Raw genomic sequence first — 22,891 nt, forward strand, 5'->3', positions numbered from 1 at the left:
ACCGCCGATTCAATTGCAATCAGCTGCATCGCACGGATGTGGGAGCGGCATAAGCCGCGAAGCTGGAAATGTGAGAAGGCGCCAAAAGCTCACCCCTCCCCAACCCTCCCCTTTGCTGCGCAAAAGGGAGGGGGCAAAAGCACCTCGCCGTTCGGATGTGGGAGCGGCGTAAGCCGCGAAGCGAACGCCAATGAATCTACCCGCCAATCGGCAATCCGATATTGCCGATCCCGCGCGGTGGCAGAAGATCAACGGACGGCACAGTCTGATTGCCCATGGTGTGGCCGTTTGCTTGTTGCCAGCTTCGCGGCTTACGCCGCTCCTACCGGGAGCTTCGGCGCCAACCCGGTATACCGCGCACGCGGCCGTATCAAAGTGCCCAGCGCCTGCTGCTCCAACGCATGTGCCAGCCAACCAGTAAGACGGGCGGTGGCGAACATCACCAGTGCATGCGCACCCGGCAGCTCGTATACGTAGCAGACGGCGCCGAGCATGCCGTCGATGTTTGGGTGCTGGCCGCTGACTTCCTCGGTAGCGGCCAGTACGGCTTCCACCAGGCGCATGCGTGGCGAGTCGCCGCACGAGTCGCGCAGCTGGCGCAGCACTTCAGCGCCGCGCGGGTCGCCATCGGGATAGAGCAGGTGATGGAAGCCGGGCAGCTCGTCGCCGCGCCGCCAACGTTCGGCAATGAAGGCGGCAGGTGCGCCACTGGCCTCGGCATCCAGCAACAAGGCATGCGCACGGGCGGTGGCACCGCCGTGGCGGGGGCCGGACAAGGCGGCAAGACCGGCACTGACAGTGGCATGCAGATGTGCGCCGGTAGAGGCAACCACACGCGCGGCGAATGCGGACACATTGAGCTCGTGATCGGCACACAGTACCAGCGCCGAGCGCACCAGCTCAGCAAAAACCGTATCGCCCGGCCGCCACGCGTCGGCCAGCAAACGATGCACCGGACGTGCATCCGGCTCGGTACCGACCAGCAGCGCCGCGTTCTGCCGCAGCAGCATGGCCGCGACCTCGCGCCTGACCGCGATGGCGGCATTGAGCGATTGGCGTTGTTCCAGCGCCAGCAAGGGGATGCAGGCCATTGTGCGTTCGACCGGGGGCAGCTCGGCATCCAGCGCCAGGCTGGCGATACGTGATGGCCATGCGGCTGGCGCGGTGGCGGCAAACGGGTCATGGTCCTCGCATTCCCATAGCAGCCGCGCGATGTCCTCGAGGGTTGCGCCGGCCTGTGCCGCAGCCACCGCCGAACGGCCGCGGTAATAGGGCGCATCCGGGCGGATCAGCGAGATGCGTGTCTCCAGTACCGGCAGGCCGCGATCCAAGCTTTGCGCGGCACCGCGCTCAGCGCCGCGACCGGCACGTTTGCGTTGTGCGAGTCGCTCCACTTCGGCCCGTAAGTACACCCGGCTGCGCGCCTGCGGGCCTGGCCGCGAGCTCAGTTGCCCGCGGCTGACATAGGCATACAGCGTGGCGGCACTGATGCCGAGCAGGGCACAGGCTTCATTGGCGGTGATCAGTTCGGTGTCGGAATGCTCGGACATGCGTATTCAATATATTGATTGGTTGAATCAAGATTGATCAATGCATCCGATAGTGACAGATTGAGCGCCATAGCGGAATGGCATGCTCGCCTCCGCCCCGCCAGGAGCCACTTCATGAGTCTTTCTTCCGCCGGCGCAGCCTTCCGCGCCGCACTGGCCGCCGAAACGCCGCTGCAGATTGTGGGCGCCATCAATGCCAACCACGCCCTGCTGGCCAAGCGCGCCGGCTACCGCGCCATCTACCTGTCCGGTGGCGGTGTTGCCGCCGGTTCGCTGGGCCTGCCGGACCTGGGCATCAACACGATGGAAGATGTGCTGATCGACGTGCGCCGCATCAGCGATGTCTGTGACCTGCCGCTGCTGGTGGATATCGATACCGGCTTCGGCCCGAGTGCGTTCAACATCGCGCGCACGGTGAAGTCGCTGATCAAGGCCGGTGCTGCGGCCTGCCATATCGAAGACCAGGTCGGCGCCAAGCGCTGCGGTCACCGCCCGGGCAAGGAAATCGTGTCGCAGGGTGAAATGGTGGACCGGGTGAAGGCCGCGGCCGACGCCAGGACCGACCCGGATTTCTTCCTGATCGCCCGCACCGATGCCATCCAGATGGAAGGCGTGGACGCCGCCATCGAGCGCGCGCTGGCCTGCGTGGAAGCCGGTGCTGACGGCATCTTCGCCGAAGCCGCGTATGACCTGGACACCTACAAGCGCTTCGTCGATGCGGTGAAGGTACCGTTGCTGGCCAACATCACCGAATTCGGCGCGACCCCGTTGTTCAGCCGCGATGAACTGGCCTCGGCCGGTGTTGCCATGCAGCTGTTCCCGCTGTCGGCATTCCGTGCGGCCAACAAGGCGGCCGAAAGCGTGTACGAAGCCATCCGCCGCGACGGCCACCAGCGTAATGTGGTGGACAGCATGCAGACCCGCGAGGAGCTGTATGACCGTATCGGTTACCACGAATTCGAACGCAGCCTGGACAAGACGTTTGCTGCGAAGAAGTAACTGCACCTCCTTCTCCCACTGGGAGAAGGTGGCGCGCAGCGCCTGATGAGGGTCGGTGCCACTACTGCTGAATGTTTCAGCGGGTCCGACCCTCACCCCAAGCCCTCTCCCGATGGGAGAGGGGCTTCAAAATCCCGTATCTGAGCGAGGTTCACACCATGTCCGAATCCACCGCCGCACCGGCGTTCAAGCCGAAGAAGTCCGTCGCCCTGTCCGGCACCGCTGCCGGTAATACCGCGCTGTGTACCGTTGGCCGTAGCGGCAACGATCTGCACTACCGTGGTTACGACATCCTGGACCTGGCCAACACCAGTGAGTTCGAGGAAATCGCCCACCTGCTGGTGCACGGCAAGCTGCCGAACAAGGCTGAGCTGCGCGCCTACAAGGCCAAGCTGAAGGCGCTGCGTGGCATCCCGGCATCGGTGAAGGCCGCGCTGGAAGAACTGCCGCCGTCGGCGCACCCGATGGACGTGATGCGTACCGGTGTTTCCGTACTCGGCTGCGTGTCGCCGGAGAAGGACGACCACAACCACCCGGGCGCCCGCGACATCGCCGACAAGCTGATGGCCTCGCTGGGTTCGATGCTGCTCTACTGGTACCACTGGAGCCACAACGGCAAGGTCATCGACGTGGAGACCGACGATGATTCGATCGGCGGCCACTTCCTGCACCTGCTGCACGGCGAGCAGCCGCGCGAGTCCTGGGTCAAGGCCATGCACACCAGCCTGATCCTGTACGCCGAACACGAATTCAATGCCTCGACCTTTGCCTGCCGCGTGATTGCCGGCACCGGCAGCGACATGTACAGCGCCATCACGGGCGGTATCGGTGCACTGCGCGGCCCCAAGCACGGCGGCGCCAATGAAGTGGCCTTCGAAGTGCAGAAGCGCTACGAAACCCCGGACGAAGCCGAGGCGGACATCAAGGCCCGCGTCGAGCGCAAGGAAGTGGTGATTGGTTTCGGCCACCCGGTCTACACCGTGTCCGATCCGCGCAACAAGGTGATCAAGGACGTCTCGCGCGAGCTGTCGGCCGAGCAGGAGAACATGAAGATGTACGACATCGCCGAGCGTCTGGAAGCGGTGATGTGGGACATCAAGAAAATGTTCCCGAACCTGGATTGGTTCAGCGCGGTCAGCTACCACATGATGGGCGTGCCGACGGCGATGTTCACCCCTCTGTTCGTGATTGCCCGTACCGCAGGCTGGAGCGCACACATCATCGAGCAGCGCATCGACGGCAAGATCATCCGCCCAAGCGCGAACTACACCGGCCCGGAAGACCAGACCTTCGTGCCGATCGACAAGCGCGCCTGAGGCAACCCAGCCCTCTGCGCCACAAGCGAGACAAAGCCCCTCTCCCGTTCACGGGAGAGGGGTTGGGGTGAGGGGAAGCTCCTAGCACGTACAGCAGCTTCCAGCTCTTAAAAAAACGGAGCAAAGCTGAAGCAAGAGCAGAAGCAGAAGCACCCCCCATCCGCCCTCCGGGCACCTTCCCCCGCAAGCGGGAGAAGGGAGTTGCCAGAATCCATGCAGTGCTGTGGGCTTGCTGCAATCGCAGGCACCCGCGGGTAAACCAAGCACACCAGCAAGCCCAGACCCTCACAGGCCAGCCATGAATACCGATTACCGCAAACACCTCGCCGGCAGCACGCTCGATTACTTCGATGCACGCGCCGCAGTCGATGCCATCCAGCCCGGCGCCTACGCCACGCTGCCCTATACCTCACGCGTGCTGGCTGAAAACCTGGTGCGCCGCTGCAACCCCGCCACGCTGAGCGATTCGCTCAAGCAGCTGATCGAACGCAAGCGCGACCTTGATTTCCCCTGGTTCCCGGCGCGCGTGGTCTGCCACGACATCCTTGGCCAGACCGCGCTGGTCGACCTGGCGGGTCTGCGTGATGCCATCGCTGAAAAGGGCGGTGACCCGGCCAAGGTGAATCCGGTAGTGCCGGTGCAGCTGATCGTCGATCACTCGCTGGCAGTGGAATGCGGTGGCTACGATCCGGACGCGTTCGCCAAGAACCGCGCCATCGAAGACCGCCGCAACGAAGACCGCTTCCACTTCATCGACTGGACCAAGCTGGCCTTCGAAAACGTCGATGTGATCCCGCCGGGCAACGGCATCATGCACCAGATCAATCTGGAGAAGATGTCGCCGGTGATCTACCAGCAGGGTGGGGTGGCCTTCCCGGATACCTGCGTAGGCACCGACAGCCACACCCCGCATGTGGACGCGCTGGGCGTGATCGCCATCGGCGTGGGCGGCCTGGAAGCCGAGAACGTGATGCTGGGCCGCGCCTCATGGATGCGCCTGCCCGACATCATCGGCGTCAAGCTGACCGGCAAGCCGCAGCCGACCATCACCGCCACCGACGTGGTGCTGGCGATCACCGAGTTCCTGCGCAAGGAGCGCGTGGTCGGCGCCTGGCTGGAGTTCTTTGGCGAAGGCGCTGCAGCACTGACCATCGGCGACCGTGCCACCATTTCCAATATGTGCCCGGAATACGGTGCGACTGCGGCGATGTTCTACATCGACCAGCAGACCATTGATTACCTGCGCCTGACCGGCCGCGAAGAAGCACAGATCGCCCTGGTCGAGAACTACGCCAGGACCACTGGCCTGTGGGCTGACGCATTGGAAACGGCGAAGTACGAGCGCGTGCTGGAGTTCGATCTGTCCAGCGTCGTACGCAACATGGCCGGCCCCAGCAACCCGCACAAGCGCCTGCCGGTATCGGATCTGGCCGAGCGCGGCATTGCCGACGAAGCCAAGCTGGAGAGTGGCAAGGTCGAGGAAGCCGAAGGCCTGATGCCGGATGGCGCGGTGATCATCGCTGCCATCACCAGTTGCACCAACACCTCCAACCCGCGCAACGTGATTGCCGCCGCGCTGCTGGCGCGTAACGCCAATGTGCGCGGGCTGACCCGCAAGCCATGGGTTAAATCATCGCTGGCGCCGGGCTCCAAGGCGGTGCAGTTGTACCTGGAAGAAGCCGGCCTGCTGCCGGATCTGGAAAAGCTGGGCTTCGGCATCGTTGCCTTTGCCTGCACCACCTGCAACGGCATGAGCGGTGCGCTGGATCCCGAGATCCAGCAGGAAATCATCGACCGCGATCTGTATGCAACCGCCGTGCTGTCCGGTAACCGAAATTTCGACGGCCGCATCCACCCGTATGCCAAGCAGGCCTTCCTGGCCTCGCCACCGCTGGTGATCGCCTATGCCATTGCCGGCACCGTGCGCTTCGACATCGAGAAGGATGTGCTGGGTGTGGATGCCGAGGGCAAGGAAGTGCGCCTGAAGGACATCTGGCCGAGCGATGCCGAGATCGATGCGGTGGTGAAGGCCTCGGTCAAGCCGGAGCAGTTCCGCAAGGTCTACAACCCGATGTTCAACATCCGCGTCGAACACGGTGAGAAAGTCAGCCCGTTGTACAACTGGCGCCCGCAGAGCACCTATATCCGCCGCCCGCCGTATTGGGAGGGCGCACTGGCCGGTGAACGCACGCTGCGCGGCATGCGCGCATTGGCCGTGCTGCCGGACAACATCACCACCGACCATCTGTCGCCGTCCAACGCCATCCTGCGTTCCAGCGCGGCCGGTGAGTACCTGGCCAAGATGGGCCTGCCGGAAGAAGACTTCAATTCCTACGCGACCCATCGCGGTGACCACCTCACCGCGCAGCGCGCCACCTTCGCCAACCCCAAGCTCTTCAACGAGATGGTGCGCAACGAAGACGGCAGCGTGAAGCAGGGTTCGCTGGCGCGCGTGGAGCCGGAAGGCAAGGTGATGCGCATGTGGGAGGCAATTGAAACCTACATGGAACGCAAACAGCCGCTGATCATCATTGCCGGCGCCGACTACGGCCAGGGCAGCTCGCGCGACTGGGCCGCCAAGGGCGTACGGCTGGCCGGCGTGGAGGCGATTGCGGCCGAAGGCTTCGAGCGCATCCACCGCACCAACCTGATCGGCATGGGGGTGCTGCCGCTGGAGTTCAAACCGGGCACCAACCGCAACACGCTGGCCATCGACGGTACTGAAACCTACGACGTGCAGGGCCTGCGCACGCCGGGCACGGACCTGACCCTGGTCATCACCCGTCGCAATGGTGAAGTGCTGAAGGTGCCGATGACCTGCCGTCTGGATTCAGACGAGGAAGTAGCAATCTACGAGGCAGGCGGCGTGTTGCAGCGCTTCGCGCAGGATTTTTTGGAGTCGGCGAACGCATGACAAGAGCCCCTCTCCCGCCTGCGGGAGAGGGGTTGGGGTGAGGGCAGGGGTGGCCAGTGATGCATCCGATCCTTCACATCAAGAACCAAGTAGGAAAGCCTGAACATGTCCCACACCCCCCAAATCAAAATCCCGGCCACCTACATGCGCGGCGGCACCTCCAAAGGCGTGTTCTTCCGCCTCGAAGACCTGCCCGCCAGCGCCCAGCAGCCCGGCGCTGCCCGCGACCGCCTGCTGCAGCGGGTGATCGGCTCGCCCGATCCCTACGCCAAACACACCGACGGCATGGGCGGTGCAACCTCCAGCACCAGCAAGTGCGTGATCATCTCGCCCAGCAGCAAGCCCGACCATGACGTCGACTACCTGTACGGCCAGGTTTCCATCGACATCGACTTCGTCGACTGGTCAGGCAACTGCGGCAACCTCTCTACCGGTGCCGGCGCATTCGCGCTGCATGCCGGTTATGTAGACCCGGCGCGCGTACCGCAGAACGGTATCTGCGAGGTACGCATCTGGCAGGCCAATATCAACAAGACCATCATCGCGCACGTGCCCGTCACCGATGGCCAGGTGCAGGAAACCGGCGATTTCGAGCTGGATGGCGTGACCTTTCCCGCCGCCGAGATCGTGCTGGAGTTCATCGACCCGGCCGACGAAGGTGAAGGCGAGGGCGGTGGTGCGATGTTCCCCACCGGCAACCTGGTCGACACCCTCGATGTGCCAGGCGTCGGTGCATTGCAGGCAACTATGATTACCGCGGGCATCCCCACGGTATTCGTCAACGCTGTCGACATCGGCTATACCGGTGCGGAACTGCAGCCGGTCATCAATGACGACAATGCAGCGCTGATCAAGCTGGAAGCTATCCGCGTAGCCGGTGCCCTGCGTATGGGCCTGATCAAGGCGCCTGAAGAAGCGCTCAAGCGCCAGCACACACCCAAGGTCGTATTCGTCGCGCCGCCGCAGGACTATGTGTCCAGCGGCAACAAGCAGATCCATGCTGCCGACATCGACCTCAACGCCCGCGCCATGTCGATGGGCAAGCTGCACCACGCGATGATGGGCACCGCCTCGGTGGCTATTGCCACCGCCGCGGCGGTGCCGGGTACCCTGGTCAATCTTGCCGCCGGCGGTGGCCAGCGTGATGCAGTGCGCTTCGGGCATCCGTCCGGCACGCTGCGCGTGGGCGCCGCGGTTAGCCAGGTTGACGGCCAGTGGACCGTCACCAAGGCAGTGATGAGCCGTAGTGCCCGCATCCTGATGGAAGGCTGGGTGCGCGTGCCGGGTGATGCGTTCTGAGTTTCCCTCAGTCGCGGTGATTTCAAGCAGGGGCCGCTGGTATCAGCGGCCCTTTGCTTCTGCGGCAGTGGGCGCGAACTGGAGGGCCGGAACGAGCGCATGACGAACCGGCTTCCAGACAAATCGCCGACGGAATGCGCACCGTTACACAAGGCTTTGCATGCGGGCTGGTTATACTCCGGCCATCTGCGGGAGGACGCCATGGGTAACAGGATGTTGAAGCGTATGCGGTGGGCAGCGGTCGCCATGGTGGCGCTGGCCTTGGTTGCAGGATGCGGCAGGAACGAAAGCGGGCAGTTGCCCGGGGCCACCGGCGAGGCGATTCAGACCAAGCAGGAAGAGGTCAAGGGCTTCGCCATGCTGCGCGCCTACCCGGACCAGAAGAGCGGCGACGGTCTCGCGCTGGCGGTGGAGTTCTCGCGCCCGCTGGTCGGCACCCAGGATTTCGACAAGCTGCTGCGCTTCGAGGAAAAGGTCGGCAACGAGGACAGCAGCTGGTCGCTTTCCGACGACGGCAAGACCCTGCGCTATCCCTATGTGGAGGCGGCCAAGGAATACACCCTGATCATCTCGGCCGATCTGCTGGCTGCCGATGGCAACCGGCTGGGTACCGAGGTCAAGCAGAAGGTTTTCACCGGCGAGCTTGACCCGGCGGTGGGCTTCGCCTCGCAGGGCAGCGTGCTGCCAGCCAAGGACAGCCGTGGCCTGCCGGTGGTGTCGGTCAATGTGCCCGAGGTGGATGTCGAGTTCCTGCGCGTGCGCGAGAAGGACCTGCCCAACTTCTTCAGCCAGTACCAGCGCGGCGGTCGCCGTGGCAGCTGGGAGCTGGACAGTGAATACAGTGACCGGACGCCGCTGTCGCAGCTGGCCGAGCCGGTCTATGTCAACCGTTTCGTGCTGGGCGGCAAGCAGAACGAGCGCGTGCTGACCTACCTGCCGATCCAGGAGGTGAAGGAGCTGCAGCAGCCCGGCCTGTACTTCGCGGTGATGAAGCGCACCGGCAGCTTCGACAATGAATTCGATACCGCGTTCTTCACGGTCAGTGACATCGGCCTGCATACCCGCGCCTACAAGGACAAGCTGTTCGTCCACACCGCCTCGTTGGCAGATGGTGCGCCGGCCAAGAAGGTCGAGCTGAAGGTCATCGACGGCAAGGGTGAGGTCATCCTCAAGGGCCAGACCGACGGCAACGGCAATGCCTTGCTCAACTACACGCTGGATGCCGCGCATGTGCTGGTCGCCAGCAGCGGCAGCGACACCACCATGCTGCCGTTCAACCAGCCGGCGCTGGACCTGAGCGAGTTCGCCGTGGCCGGGCGCCAGAACGCCAACTTCGATGTGTTTGCCTGGTCCGGGCGTGATCTGTACCGCCCCGGTGAGACCGTGCGCATCTCCGCGCTGCTGCGCGACAACGACGGCAAGACCCTGGCCGGTCCGGCTACCGGCGGCCAGCCGGTGTTCCTGCGGCTGAAGCAGCCGGACGGCAAGACCTTCCGCGAAACCCGCCTGCAGCCCGGCGAGCAGGGCTATTTCTCGTTCGAGCAGACCATCCCGGCGGAGGCACCGACCGGGCGCTGGACGGTTGAATTCCGCACCGATCCGGCCAGCAAGGAGGCCGTGCAGGGCATGACCCTGCGCATCGAGGAGTTCCTGCCCGAGCGCATGAAGCTGGACCTGGACAGCGCGCAGAAGACGCTGAAGCCGGGCGAGCCGCTGAAGCTGCAGGCCGATGCGGCCTATCTGTACGGCGCACCGGCCGATGGCAACCGCTTCACCGCGCGGCTGGCGGTGGCGGTCGAGCAGCACCCGGTGGAGTCGATGCCGGGCTGGTTCTTCGGCGACCCGACCGTGCAGCTGCCGCGGGAAGCCAATGACGTGATCGATACCACCTTGCCCAAGGACGGCAAGCTGCGCGAAGACGTGGCCCTGCCGGCCGAGGCGGGCAAGGCCACCACCGTGGCCGCGCTGTTGTCGGGCAGTGTCTATGAAACCGGCGGCCGCACCGTCACCCGCACAATGAAGCGGGTGATGTGGCCGGCCCCGGCCCTGGTAGCGGTTCGCCCGCTGTTCAACGACGCCGATGGCGCTGACGCCAATGCCAATGCCCGCTTCGAGTTGATGCGGGTGGATGCCGATGGCAAGCCGCAGCCGGCCAAGGGCTTGAAGATCACCCTGGTACGCGAGCTGCGCGATTACCACTGGACCTACACCGACAACCGCTGGGATTACGACTTCACCCGCCGTTTCGAGAACAAGGAAACCCGCACCGTCGATGCCGGTGCAACCTCCGTCCGCTTCGACTTCCCGGTGGAATGGGGCGAGTACCGGGTGGACGTGTTCGACCCGGCCACTGGCCTGACCATGCGTTATCCGTTCCGCGCCGGCTGGAGCTGGAACGACGACAACCGCGGCCTGGATGCACGGCCTGACAAGGTCAAGCTGTCGCTGGACAAGACCGCCTATCGCGAAGGCGACACGCTCAAGGTCACGCTGACCCCGCCGCATGCCGGGCGCGGCGTGCTGATGGTGGAAAGCGACCACATGCTGTACGTGCAGGACATCGACGCCAAGCCGGGCAGCACCTTCGAAATCCCGGTGACCAAGGATTGGGAGCGGCATGATGTTTACATCACCGCTTTGGTATTCCGGGGTGGCAGCGCGCCCAGCAAGATCACCCCGGCGCGTGCCGTGGGCGTGGTGCATGTGCCGATGGATCGCCGCGACCGTCGCGTTGCGGTGGGCCTGATCGCACCCAAGCAGATGCGCCCGGAACAACCGATGACGGTGACCGTCAGCGCACCCGAGCTGGCTGGCAAGCCGGCGCACGTCACCGTCTTGGCGGTGGACGTGGGCATCCTCAACATCACCCGTTTCCCGGTGCCGGATGCACCTGCGCATTTCTTCGCGCAGCGGCGCCTGGGCGTGGATGCGTATGACATCTACGGCCGGGTGATCGAGAGCTTTGAGGGCAACAGCGGCAAGCTCAAGTTCGGTGGCGACATGGCATTGGCGGCATTGCCGCAGGCCAAGCGGCCTACCGCGCGCGTGCAGACGGTGGATCTGTTCTCCGGGCCGGTGGCGCTGGATGCCAAGGGCAATGCGCGGGTGCAGCTGCAGGTGCCGGATTTCAACGGCACCCTGCGGGTGTCGGCGATGGTCTATTCGGCCGACCGCTACGGCAACCGCGATGTGGAAACGCTGGTGCGTGCGCCGATCCTGGCCGAAGCCAGCATGCCGCGGGTGATGGCGCCGGGGGACCGCAGCACCATTACCCTGGACGTGCAGAACTTCACCGGCAAACCGGGCGAGTTCAACGTCCGCGTGGATGGCGAAGGCCCGCTGGGCATCGCCGAATCGACCCGGACGGTGCAACTGGCCGGCGACGCCAAGAGCACGCTGAGCTTCCCGCTCACCGCGCAGGAAGGCTATAGCGTGGCCAAGGTGCGGGTACGGGTGGACGGCAACGGCTTCAAGGTGGACCGGCGTTACGACCTGCCGGTACGCGCGGCATGGCCGTCGGTGCTGCGCTCGCAGACCCGCACTCTGGACCCGCTGGCACCGGTCACCCTGGACAGCAGCTTTGCCAATGGTTTGATGGGCGGCTCGGTCAATGCGCGCATGCTGGTCAGCGCCTTGCCGCCGATCCCGTTCGCCTCGGCGCTGCAGGGGGCATTGAACTACCCCTACGGCTGTGCCGAGCAGACCACCAGCAAGGGCTATGCAGCCTTGATGCTGGATGAGGCCACCTCGGCCATGCTTGGCGCCGATGGCCTGGATGCCAAAAACCGTCGTGAGCGCATGGAAGGCGCGTTCGGCCGCTTGGCGTCGATGCAGGTGGCCAATGGCAACTTCTCGATGTGGGGCGATGATGACTACATCAACCCGGCGCTGACCCCATATGTTGCCGAGTTCCTGCTCGATGCCAAGGATGCCGGTTTCGCGGTGCCGGAAAACGTGCTGCAGAAGGCACTGAACCGGATCAGCGAGGATCTGCTCAGCGGCGGCAACCAGTTCTACGGCAGTGATCGTCGTGATGGGCTGAAGTTCGCCAACCAGGCTTATTCGGGCTATGTGCTGGCGCGCGTCAACCGCGCGCCGCTGGGGACGCTGCGCACGCTGTGGGACAACGAGCGCAGCAAGGCGGTGACCGGTCTGTCGCTGGTGCATCTGGGCGCGGCGTTGGCGATCCAGGGCGACAGCAAGCGTGGCCAGGCCGCCATCGCTGCGGGCTTTGCCAAATCCAGCGCGGATCGTCCGGAGTACTTCGGTGACTACGGCACCCGCCTGCGCGATGAGGCCTTGATGATCGCGCTGCTGCACGAGCGTGGCCTGTCCAAGCCGGAATACGATGCGCGCGTGATCGATCTGGGCCGCACCCTGGACGTGCGTCGTGGCAGTGGCCTGATGTGGCTGAGCACGCAGGAGCAGGTGGCCTTGGCGCGTCTGGGCAAGGCCTTGATGGCCAACCAGAAGAAGCTGGTGTCCGGCGAGCTGGCGGTAGGCGACAAGGTCGAGAACATCGATGCACGCAAGGCCTTCGGCCGCGTCTTCGACATGGCGCAGTTGGCACAGGGCGTGCGTTTCTCGCCGCAGGGCGAGGCGCCGATGTTCGCCAGCCTCGATGTGGCCGGTATTCCGCGCCAGGCACCGGCGCCGGACAACAGCGTGATCGGCATCGAACGCTCCTGGTTCGGCACCGACGGCAAGCCGTGGACGCCGCGGCCGCTGAAGGAAGGCGAGGCCCTGATCGTGCGGCTCAGTGTCACCGCCAACTCGAACATGCCCGATGCCTTGTTGACCGACCTGCTGCCGGCCGGCCTGGAGATCGAGAACTTCAATCTCGGCGATGCCAAGCAATGGGCCGATGTGGTGGTCGGTGAGGTCAAGGTCAGCGACCGCTCCAGCGCCGCCGACGTCAAGCATGAAGAGTTCCGTGATGACCGTTATGTGGCGGCGCTGAAGCTGTCACGCGGCAGCACCGCACACGTGTTCTATCTGGTGCGCGCGGTCACCCCGGGTACCTACATGGTGCCGCCGCCGCTGGCCGAGGACATGTACCGTCCCGACATGCGCGGTGTGGGCCGCTCCAACCCGAGCACGATCACGGTGGTGCAGCCTTAAGTCGCGGCGTCAGGCAGCCGCTCTTGCCCCCTCCCTTTGCCGAAGGCAAGGGGAGGGCTGGGGAGGGCTAAGCTCTTCCCCGACCAAGCCATTCCGCCCCAGCTCCACAGGCAACGTTTGAAGAACCATCCACAGTGAACGCGCGCGCCCCTCGGCTGAAACACCTTGCCCCCCGCCTGCGCGCCATTTTCACGCTTCGCAACCTGCGCTGGGCACTTGCAGCCGTGCTGACACTGCTGTTGGTGCTGGACCTGGCCTTCCCGCCGCCGCTGCCGAAGTCGCGCGACACCAGTACGCTGGTGGTCGCACGTGATGGCACGCCGCTGCGCGCCTTCGCCGATGCCGAAGGCGTATGGCGTTACCCGGCTGATGCAAAGACAATTTCGCCGCTGTATCTGCAGGCCTTGCTGACCTACGAGGATCGCTGGTTCTGGCGGCATCCGGGCATCAATCCCTGGGCGTTGCTGCGGGCGGGCAAGCAGATGCTGCTGGAACGTCGCATCGTCTCCGGCGGCTCCACCCTGACCATGCAGGTCGCCCGCATCCTCGACCCGCATACGCGCACGCCGTGGGGCAAGCTCAAGCAGTTGCTGCGTGCGCTGCAGTTGGAAGTGCACCTGAGCAAGGCGCAGATCCTGGATCTATACCTGGAGCGGGCGCCGTATGGCGGCACCATCGAAGGTGTTGAAGCTGCCAGCTGGGCCTATCTGGGCAAGTCCGCAGCGCATCTGTCGCAGGCCGAGGCTGCCTTGCTGGCGGTGCTGCCGCAATCCCCCAGCCGGCTGCGCCCCGATCGCCATCCCGAGGCCGCCCAGCGTGCCCGCGACAAGGTATTGGCACGCATGGCCGAGTTGGGTGTGTGGTCGGCCGACGAGGTAGCCGATGCGCGCATCGAGCCGGTGGTGGCGCGCTCGCTGCAGCAGCCCTTGCACGCTGCGCTGCTGGCGCAACGCATGCGCAGCGCGCAACCGCGCGCCGCGCATATCGAAACCACCATCGACAGCGGCCTGCAACGCACCCTTGAGGAACGTGTTGCCGCCTATTTCTCACAGTTGCCCGAACGTACGTCAGCGGCGATGCTGGTCATGGACAACACAACGTTGGAAGCGCGTGCCTACGTCGGTTCAGTGGCCTTCGCCGACAAGGCGCGGCTCGGCCATGTGGATATGGTGCAGGCCTGGCGCTCGCCGGGTTCAACGCTGAAGCCGTTTCTGTATGGCATGGCGCTGGACGATGGCCTGATTCATTCCGAAAGCCTGATTGTCGATGCGCCGCAGAGCTTTGGTGGCTATCGGCCGGGCAATTTCGACGCTGCCTTCAACGGCCCGGTGGGTGCCGCCACCGCGCTGCGCCTGTCCTTGAACGTGCCTTCGGTGGACCTGCTGGAGCGGGTAGGGCCGGCGCGGTTTGCCGCGCGGCTGGGCAATGCCGGTATCAACCTGCGATTCCCTCGCGGTACCCAGCCCAGCCTTGCCTTGATCCTGGGCGGTACCGGCGCGCGTCTGGAAGACCTGGTCGGTGCTTTTTCCGCGCTCAACCGCGAGGGCATCGCCGGACGTGTGCGCTACACCCCGCAGGACCCGCGCATCGAGCGCCGGCTGGTGTCGCCGGGGGCGGCGTGGATCGTGCGTGACGTGCTCGAATCCAACCCGCGTCCCGGCTACGGCGTGGGTACCTTCGACACCGGCAACCGCCCGCGGGTGGCATGGAAGACCGGCACCAGCTACGGCTACCGCGACGCCTGGGCGATCGGCAGTACCCGCACCTATACCGTGGGCGTGTGGGTGGGGCGGCCCGATGGCACGCCATTGCCCGGCCAGTACGGTGCGGTTACCGCATTGCCGCTGATGTTCGAGGTCATCGACAGCCTGCCACGGCAGGCCGGCGACAATGCGCTGCGGTCGCGGCCGGACAGCGTCAGTGAAGTCGAGATCTGTTGGCCACTGGGCATTGCCGCTGAGCAGACACCAGCGGCGATGTGCCAGCGACGTTTCCCAGCCTGGGTGCTGGACGGCGTGGTGCCGCCCAGTTTCCCCGAGCGCGAAGCGCGGCTATGGCAATCCGGGCGCATGCGTTTCCAGGTGGATGCACGCAGCGGGCAGCGGCTATCGCCCGGTTGCGAGGGGCATCCGCAGGTCGAGGAGCGCGAGATCGCCCGTTGGCCGGCACTGGCATCGCCGTGGCTGAGCGTGGCCCAGCGGCAGGCGCAGAGTCTGCCGCCGCTGGCATCGGATTGTGCGGATGACGGGCGCCAATCCGACGGCGTATTGCATATCGAAGGCCTGAATGATCTGGCCACTTTGGCGAGGGCGCCAGGTGCGCAGCACGGGCCGCGTCTGCAGCTGCGCGCACTGGGCAGTGAGGCGACGATCGAATGGTTGTTGGATGGCCGCTGGATCGCCCAGACCCAGGGTACACGCACCTTCATGCGCGATTTCAACGACGCAGGCGAGCACACCCTGACCGCATTGGCATCCGACGGTGCATGGACGCGTGTGCGCTTCCGCGTAGCAAATTAAACGGCGCAATATCGCAATGTAGTGCCGAGCCATGCTCGGCAAGCCATCCTGACGATGCCGGTAACGCCCCAGCCGAGCATGGCTCGGCTCTACAGGGCGTGCATTCGATGTAGCCCGGGTAAGCGATAGCGCACCCGGGGTTTTTCGCGACAGGCCCCGGGTGCGCTCGCGCTTACCCGGGCTACGGGGCTACAAAGAGAGCCTTTCCGGCATTGTCGGTAACGCTTCAGCCGAGCATGGCTCGGCTCTACAGGTGCGTCGGGGTTACTCGCCTATCCAGCCTTCCAGCATGTCGGCGAAGTCGTCGGCATGATCTTCTTCCTGGGCAAGGATGTGCTCGAGGATGCGCTTGGTGGTGGTGTCCTTGTCGCCAATGAAGTTGATCATCTCGCGATAGCTGTCGATGGCGATGCGCTCGGCGACCAGGTTCTCGCGGACCATGTCGCGCAGGTTGCCGCCTTCCTTGTACTCGGCGCGCGCGCGGGCGGTGAGGGTGTCCGGGTTCAGATCCGGCTCACCGCCGAGCTGCACGATGCGCTCTGCCAACATGCCCGCATGTGCCTGCTCCTGCTGTGCATGCTCAAGGAACTCGGCTTTCACCGAATCGGCCAGCATGCCCTTGGCCATGTAGTAATGCCGGTAGTAACGCAGCACGCACACCCATTCGGTGGCCAGCGCATCGTTGAGCAGCTTGATCACCGCTGGGCGGTTGGCACTGTAGGTGGGCGTGACCGCCCCATCCTCGATGCTCTTGCGCGCGTTGGCGCGCAGGGTTTTTCGATCGGTTATGCCTGCCAACTGCGTGGTTTTGGTCGACTTGGCGGCGGGCTGCTTGCTCATGGCTGGCCTTTCCTTCTTTCTGGTGAGTCCCTATGCGGGGAGATGGGCGAGCACGTGCTCGGCCCCGGATACCTCGAATTGCCCCGGCTGTTCGATATACGCGGCGCGTACTACACCGTTTTCGATGTACAGGGCGAAACGACGCGAACGCGTGCCCATGCCGGAGGCACTGGCGTCCATTTCCAGGCCCAAGGCGCGGGTGAAATCGCCATTGCCGTCGGACAGCATCTGCAAACCATCTGGCACCGACTGGCTCTTGGCCCAGGCCTGCATCACGAACGGGTCATTGACCGCCATGCAGAACACTTCGATGCCGCGGTTGCGGAAGTCCTCGAAATGCTCCACATAGCCGGGCAGATGGCGGGCTGAGCAGGTCGGGGTGAACGCGCCAGGCACTGCGAACAACACCGCCTTGCGGCCGTCGAACAATGCATGGGTGTCGATCGTTTCCAGGCCTTCGCGCAGTCGCTTGAGGGTTACTTCCGGAATACGGTCGCCGACGTTGATGGGCATTGGGGGCTCCTAGGCTGAATTTGAGTTTAAAGAGGCGGGCGAAGCACCGCGTCAACAGCTTGAAAAGGCGGTCTTCACACAATACGTCCTGGGCATGGGAACGGCAGCGCCATTCCGGCACGCCAATCCCCCACATCTTGCAGGAGGACATCATGAGCATCGTACGTTACCGCCAGTGGCCGACCCAGTCCGAGATCCATCAGTTGTTGTCGCCGCTGCTTGAAACGGTTACCGGTAGCACCGCCTCTGCGTGGATGCCGGCAGTGGATATCCGCGAGGAAGCCAATCGCTTCGTGGTGCAGGCCGATCTTCCCGGCGTTGACCCGGCCAGCATCGATGTGCAGATGGAGAAGGGTGTGTTGACCATCAGCGGCCAACGCACGGCGCCGGAACTGGCCGAAGGCCAGCGGCTGACCCGCAGTGAGCGTGGCCAGGGTGCGTTCAACCGACGCTTTGTGCTGCCCGACAGCGCTGATGCCGAGGGTATCGTCGCCCACAGCCATAATGGCGTGCTGGAAGTGCGCATTCCCAAGCGCAGCGAAGCGGCACCGCGCCGTATCCAGGTGGTGCAGGGCCAGCCTAACGCCTGATAGGCGTGAGCGAACTTCCACCTGCGCAGGCACCGTGGCCCGGTAGAATGGGGCCACGGTGCCCGCCGAATGCATGATGGCCCGTTGCCGCAAGGTGTCGGGCCAGTTTTTTTTCAGAGGTGTAAGGATGGAATTCAAGGATTACTACGCCACGCTAGGGGTTGAGCCCAGCGCCGGTGATGCAGAAATCAAGACGGCCTACCGCCGGCTGGCCCGCAAATACCATCCGGACGTAAGCAAAGAAGCCGGCGCCGAGGAGAAATTCAAGGCGGTCAACGAGGCCTATGAAGCGCTGCGCGACCCGCAGAAGCGTCAGGCCTACGACCAGCTGCGCGCGCAGGGCTACCGCCCGGGTGAGGAATTCAATGCGCCGCCGAACTTTGGTGGCGGGCAGGGCTTTGATTTCGAGGAGGTCTTCGGCGGAGGTGGGGCCAACGGTGGCTTCAGCGATTTCTTCGAGAGCCTGTTTGCCCGCCAGCGCGGCGGTGCCGGTGCAGGTGCGCGACGACCGGGCCCCGGCTTCGGTGGCGCCGGCCCGCAGCCGATGCGCGACACCCGCGCCAAGCTGTCCGTACCGCTTGAAGCGGCCTACAACGGCGACAGCCTGCGCATCACCGTGGACGGCCGCCAGCTCGATGTGCGTGTGCCCAAGGGCATTCGTCCGGGCCAGGTGATCCGTTTGAGCGGGCAGGGCAGTGGTGGCGGCAACCTGATGCTGGAGGTGGAATACGCCTCGCATCCGCAGTTCGAGGTGGACGGGCGCAACATCCTGTACACCCTGCAGGTCACGCCATGGCAGGCCGCGCTGGGCACCAGCATCAGCGTGCCGACCCTGGGTGGCGCGGTGGAACTGAAGGTGCCGGCCGATTCGGACAGTGGCCGCAAGCTGCGCCTGCGTGGCCGCGGTCTGCCGGGCAAGCCTGACGGCGACCAGATCGTGGAGCTGGAAGTGGTGGCACCGGTGGCGAGCAACGAGGCCCAGCGCAAGGCTTACAAGGATCTGGCCAAGGCCTTTGGCGAAGACTGAGTGCGGTTTGGTTTGTGCTGTTGAACGGAAAGCGGGCTTTGCCCGCTTTTCTTTTGGCTGAAAGCCTGCCCTCACCCCAACCCCTCTCCCGCGCGCGGGAGAGGGGCTAAGTCACTACGAGCGCGAGCAATGCGAGCCCTCTCCCGCCTGCGGGAGAGGGGCTAATGCACTACGAGCGCAGGCAATGCGAGCCCCTCTCCCGCCTGCGGGAGAGGGGTTGGGGTGAGGGCAAGCTTCTGGCAAGCAAACCCAAACCCAAGGCAAACCCAAAGCAGACCCCAAAAGTGAAGCCAGGCAAAACCGGACCTGAAAAACGGAAAAGGCGGGCCAAGCCCGCCTTTCCTGAAAGCTTTCCCCAAGAAAGCGATCTCAGCCTACCGGCGGTGCCTCGGCACTGAACACCTGGGCGATCACCGCCGACAGATCGTCTTCGGTGAATGGTTTGGTGATATAGGCCTTGGCACCCTGGCGCATGCCCCACAGGCGATCGGTGTCCTGGTCCTTGGTGGTTACCAGCACCACCGGAATATGCTGTGTGGTCGCCTCGCGCTTGAGCGTGCGGGTGGCCTGGAAGCCATTGAGATTGGGCATCACCACGTCCATCAACACCAGGTCCGGCAGCACCTGCTTGGCAACCTCTACCCCGGAGGCGCCATCGGTTGCGGTGAAAATCTCATGCCCCAGCTTTTCCACAATGCGTTGGATGCCCATCAGCTGCGATGGTGAATCGTCGACGATCAGGATACGCGCCATGTTTTTCCCCAAGTAGTGGCGGCAGTGTAGTGCTGGCACGCTGCCGGCGTGAAGTCACCGCCTTCACGCCGGGGAAGTCATGTGACCGCCGTCAATCAATTCTTACGACGGTACGGCCGAAGGATTTGCCTTCCAGCATCGTCGCAAATACCTCGGGCAGCCCTTCCAGGCTCACCTCGCGGGTACAGATGCGATCCAGGTGGCGCGGCTTCCAGTCGCTGCCCAGTCGCTGCCAGACCTGCTCGCGGATATCGCGGGCGGTGCCGGCCGAGGCGACACCCAGCAGGGACACGCCGCGGATGATGAAGGGCATCACCGTCATGTCCAGCTCGCCGGAGGCGGCCAGCCCGGCCGAAGCCACATTGCCATAGGGGCTGGTCTGCGCCAGCAGGCTGGTCAACATGGCGCCGCCGACATTGTCCAGGCCGCCGCCGAAGCGGGCCGATTCCATCGGCCGGGTGGTGGCGAGGGCATCGCGGCCGAGGATCTGGCTGGCACCGATGGCGGTCAGGTAATCGGCCGCCTCGGCCTTGCCGCTGATCGCGTGCACCTCGTAGCCGGCCTGGCTGAAGATATCCACCGCCAGCGAGCCGACCCCGCCGGTAGCGCCAGTGACGGCCAGCGGGCCGTGGGCTGGCGTCTGCCGGTTGTCGGTCATGCGCAGCAGTGCCAGCGCAGCGGTGAAGCCGGCCGTGCCCAGCACCATGGCCTCGCGCAGGCTGAGCTGGGCCGGCAGCGGGATCACCCACTTGGATTCCAGGCGCACGTACTGGCTGTAGCCGCCGTCGCGGGTTTCGCTCAGGCCGCAGCCGGTGGTCAGCACCTGGTCGCCCTCACGGAACGCCGGGTCGCTGGAGGCGACCACTTCGCCGGCCACGTCGATACCGCCGACCAGCGGGAAGCGGCGCAGGATCTTGCCCTTGCCGGTGCCGGCCAGCGCGTCCTTGTAGTTCACCGAAGACCAGCGGGCGCGGATGACCACCTCGCCTGGGCTCAGTTGGTCCAGGCCTACTTGTTCAGGGCCGCTGCGGTAGCCAGCGTCGTCGTTATGGATGCGGAAGGCAGTAAACGGGGCGGTAGGGAACATCGGTAGGCCTGCGTCGGAACGGGGGGAGTGCAACCATAACTGTTGTGAAATGGCGGGTCTGCCCTTATTCCTATTCAAAGTGGGTGCCGACAGGGGCCTGCACGGTTACCGCGGGAGCCGCCTCGGCTTGGGCGGGTGCCGCAGGATCGGGCGCTTGGGTAAATGGTCAGCAGGCAAACATTGTCGGTTCAGGTAGCCCCGAACCTGTTCAGAGTCTGCCTTGTTAGAATCGGGATTCGATAGATGGTCAGGTCCTCGGCGGGAGCCCCCGCAGCCTGGCCCTTACAGATGGAGCATGCATGGCCTGGAATACACCCGGCGGCAACAGCGGTGGTGGTGCGGACAACAACCGCGCGCCGCGTACGCCACGTGGCGGCAATGGCGGAGGTTGGGGTGGGGGTCTTCCGGGACCGCTGCGCGACCTGTTTGATGGCGGTATCTGGCGCTGGGTGCTGGTCGCAGTGGTTCTGCTGTTGTTGTTCTCCAGCTTCCAGCTGATCGGCGAACAGCAGCGCGGTGTGGTCCTGCGCTTTGGCGAATACTCGCGCATCCTGCAGCCGGGCCCGAACTTCAAGCTGCCGTGGCCGCTGGAATCGGTGGTCAAGGTCAATGCGACCCAGATCAAGACCTTCAGCAGCAATGTGCCGGTGCTGACCCGCGACGAGAACATCGTCAACGTGTCGGTCAACGTGCAGTACCGCGTCGATGATCCGCGCGAGTACCTGTTCGGTACGGTTGATGCCGACCAGATGCTGGAACAGTCCGCGCAGAGCGCCGTGCGTGAGCAGGTTGGCCGTGCCGACCTGAACACCGTGCTGAACAACCGTGGGCCGCTGGCCGTGGTTGCCGAGCAGCGCCTGCAGGCATCGTTGAAGGCCTACAAGACCGGCCTCAGCGTGACCGGCCTGACCCTGCCCGATGCGCGTCCGCCGGAAGAAGTGAAGCCGGCCTTCGACGAGGTCAACGGTGCCCAGCAGGTCAAGGAACGTCTGATCAACGAAGCCCAGGCCTATGCCGCCAAGGTGGTGCCGGAAGCGCGTGGCCAGGCCTCGCGTGCCCGTACCACCGCCGAAGGTTACAAGCAGGCCATCGTCGCCCGCGCCGAAGGTGACGCACGTCGCTTCACCCTGCTGCAGGGCGAGTACAAGAACGCCCCGGATGTCACCCGAAAGCGCCTGTGGCTGGAAACGGTGGAGCAGGTGCTGGCCGAGAACCGCAAGGTCATCGGTGGCGACGGCCGTCAGCTGATCTATGTGCCGATGCCTGCCGATGCAGGCAAGACCGGCAATGCGCCGCAGCTGACCCCGGAGATGGTGGCACCGGCATTGCCGGCGGCAACCGACAGCATTCGCAACGCGGACCGTTCGGTCTCGCGCTCGGCATCGCGTGAGGAGGCCGGCCGATGAAAAATTCAGTCGTTATCGGCGTAGTCGTCGCAGTGTTGCTGGGCCTGCTGGGCTCGGTCTATGTGGTGCGTGAAGACCAGACCGCCATGGTGCTCAACCTGGGCAAGGTGGTACGTGCGGACATCAAGCCGGGCCTGCACTTCAAGGTGCCGCTGGTGGAAACCGTGCGCGTGTTCGATCGCCGCTTCCAGGTCCTGGATACCGCTCCGGCGCGTTACTTCACCGCCGAGCAGAAGGACGTCAGCGTCGACTTCTTCGCCATTGGCAGGATCTCCGATGTGCGCGCCTACTACCGCGCCACCGGCGGCGACAGCAAGATCGTCAATGCCCGGCTTGCGCCGATCATCACCGACTCGCTGCGTAACCAGATCAACTCGCGCACCTTGCAGGCGCTGGTATCTGGCGACCGTGGCGAGCTGATTGCCGGCCAGCTGAAGTCGATCAACGAGGCCATTGCTGCCCTGGGCATGCAGATCATCGATCTGCGTATCAAGCAGATCGACCTGCCTACCGACAGCCAGGTGATTGCCGACGTTTACGAGCGCATGCGCGCCCAGCGTAAGCAGGAAGCGGCCAAGCTGCGCGCCGAAGGCGAGGAGCAGTCACTGACCATCCGTGCCCAGGCCGACCGCGAAAGCACGGTGATCGTGGCCGAAGCCGAGCGTGATGCACAGCAGCTGCGCGGTGAAGGCGATGCTTCTGCCGCCTCGATCTACGGCAAGGCCGGCTCGGCCGATCCGTCGTTCTACGCGTTCTATCGCAGCCTGGAGGCCTACCGTGCCTCGATGACCGACGGCAACGGCGTGATCGTGCTCGACAAGAACGACCCGTTCCTGCAGTACATGAAGAGCGATCGCTGATCGCTTGACCTGGGCCTTGCTCAAGCCCCTCTCCCGCATGCGGGAGAGGGGTTGGGGTGAGGGCAGCTTCCGGGCTGAGGGCAGGGGGGCGGAACGG

At 64.7% G+C, this 22,891-nt stretch carries 15 protein-coding genes; 10 read left to right on the forward strand and 5 right to left on the reverse strand.

All coding sequences use genetic code 11. From position 1 onward, the window contains the following. Window positions 1-311: 311 nt before the first annotated feature. Complete coding sequence (locus ABB27_RS14205) at window positions 312-1,550, reverse strand: citrate synthase family protein (protein ID WP_057629434.1); 1,239 nt, start codon at window positions 1,548-1,550, stop codon at window positions 312-314. 114 nt (window positions 1,551-1,664) lie between these two features. Between ABB27_RS14205 and prpB the strand changes: the two genes are divergently transcribed. From prpB to pbpC, 6 genes are all read left to right on the forward strand, one after another. Further along, window positions 1,665-2,549 carry a methylisocitrate lyase gene (gene prpB, locus ABB27_RS14210; RefSeq protein ID WP_057629435.1) on the forward strand — a complete coding sequence of 295 codons (885 nt, stop codon included), beginning with the start codon at window positions 1,665-1,667 and terminating at the stop codon, window positions 2,547-2,549. A gap of 158 nt (window positions 2,550-2,707) precedes the next feature. After that, window positions 2,708-3,865 carry a bifunctional 2-methylcitrate synthase/citrate synthase gene (prpC, locus tag ABB27_RS14215; RefSeq protein WP_057629436.1) on the forward strand — a complete coding sequence of 386 codons (1,158 nt, stop codon included), beginning with the start codon at window positions 2,708-2,710 and terminating at the stop codon, window positions 3,863-3,865. Window positions 3,866-4,163: 298 nt separating this feature from the next. Next, on the forward strand, window positions 4,164-6,779 hold the full coding sequence (gene acnD / locus ABB27_RS14220; RefSeq protein WP_057629437.1) for a Fe/S-dependent 2-methylisocitrate dehydratase AcnD: 2,616 nt from the start codon (window positions 4,164-4,166) through the stop codon (window positions 6,777-6,779). Between the two features lie 105 nt (window positions 6,780-6,884). Continuing rightward, window positions 6,885-8,078, forward strand: a complete 1,194-nt coding sequence (gene prpF, locus ABB27_RS14225; protein ID WP_057629438.1) for a 2-methylaconitate cis-trans isomerase PrpF — start codon at window positions 6,885-6,887, stop codon at window positions 8,076-8,078. Window positions 8,079-8,279: 201 nt separating this feature from the next. Further along, window positions 8,280-13,199 carry an alpha-2-macroglobulin family protein gene (locus ABB27_RS14230; protein ID WP_057629439.1) on the forward strand — a complete coding sequence of 1,640 codons (4,920 nt, stop codon included), beginning with the start codon at window positions 8,280-8,282 and terminating at the stop codon, window positions 13,197-13,199. A gap of 155 nt (window positions 13,200-13,354) precedes the next feature. Then, window positions 13,355-15,718, forward strand: coding sequence for a penicillin-binding protein 1C (gene pbpC, locus ABB27_RS14235; protein ID WP_425477547.1), 2,364 nt, complete (start codon window positions 13,355-13,357; stop codon window positions 15,716-15,718). A gap of 264 nt (window positions 15,719-15,982) precedes the next feature. Here pbpC and ABB27_RS14240 read toward each other — a convergent pair whose 3' ends face one another. Both ABB27_RS14240 and ABB27_RS14245 read right to left on the reverse strand, forming a co-directional pair. Beyond that, entirely contained in the window at window positions 15,983-16,558 is a 576-nt protein-coding gene (locus tag ABB27_RS14240) for a ferritin-like domain-containing protein (RefSeq protein ID WP_057629441.1), read from the reverse strand. Between the two features lie 30 nt (window positions 16,559-16,588). Continuing rightward, window positions 16,589-17,071 (reverse strand): peroxiredoxin, encoded by a 483-nt coding sequence (locus ABB27_RS14245; RefSeq protein ID WP_057629442.1) that lies wholly within the window; start codon window positions 17,069-17,071, stop codon window positions 16,589-16,591. A gap of 152 nt (window positions 17,072-17,223) precedes the next feature. Between ABB27_RS14245 and ABB27_RS14250 the strand changes: the two genes are divergently transcribed. Continuing rightward, window positions 17,224-17,661 (forward strand): Hsp20/alpha crystallin family protein, encoded by a 438-nt coding sequence (locus ABB27_RS14250; protein ID WP_057629443.1) that lies wholly within the window; start codon window positions 17,224-17,226, stop codon window positions 17,659-17,661. Between the two features lie 127 nt (window positions 17,662-17,788). After that, on the forward strand, window positions 17,789-18,688 hold the full coding sequence (locus tag ABB27_RS14255; protein WP_057629444.1) for a DnaJ C-terminal domain-containing protein: 900 nt from the start codon (window positions 17,789-17,791) through the stop codon (window positions 18,686-18,688). Window positions 18,689-19,057: 369 nt separating this feature from the next. Here the strand turns inward: ABB27_RS14255 and pilH are convergent, their stop codons facing one another. Further along, on the reverse strand, window positions 19,058-19,441 hold the full coding sequence (pilH, locus tag ABB27_RS14260; RefSeq protein ID WP_057629445.1) for a twitching motility response regulator PilH: 384 nt from the start codon (window positions 19,439-19,441) through the stop codon (window positions 19,058-19,060). A gap of 91 nt (window positions 19,442-19,532) precedes the next feature. Next, window positions 19,533-20,528: a YhdH/YhfP family quinone oxidoreductase gene (locus ABB27_RS14265; RefSeq protein ID WP_057629446.1), complete on the reverse strand. Its 996-nt coding sequence runs from the start codon at window positions 20,526-20,528 to the stop codon at window positions 19,533-19,535. A 299-nt stretch (window positions 20,529-20,827) separates the two neighbouring features. Between ABB27_RS14265 and hflK the strand changes: the two genes are divergently transcribed. Next, window positions 20,828-21,934, forward strand: a complete 1,107-nt coding sequence (hflK, locus tag ABB27_RS14270; RefSeq protein ID WP_057629447.1) for an FtsH protease activity modulator HflK — start codon at window positions 20,828-20,830, stop codon at window positions 21,932-21,934. Further along, window positions 21,931-22,794 carry a protease modulator HflC gene (gene hflC / locus ABB27_RS14275; RefSeq protein ID WP_057629448.1) on the forward strand — a complete coding sequence of 288 codons (864 nt, stop codon included), beginning with the start codon at window positions 21,931-21,933 and terminating at the stop codon, window positions 22,792-22,794. The genes hflK and hflC overlap by 4 nt, the downstream gene beginning before the upstream one ends. The last annotated feature ends 97 nt before the right edge of the window (window positions 22,795-22,891 follow it).

The organism is Stenotrophomonas terrae, from assembly GCF_001431465.1.
Classification (GTDB): Bacteria; Pseudomonadota; Gammaproteobacteria; order Xanthomonadales; family Xanthomonadaceae; genus Stenotrophomonas; species Stenotrophomonas terrae.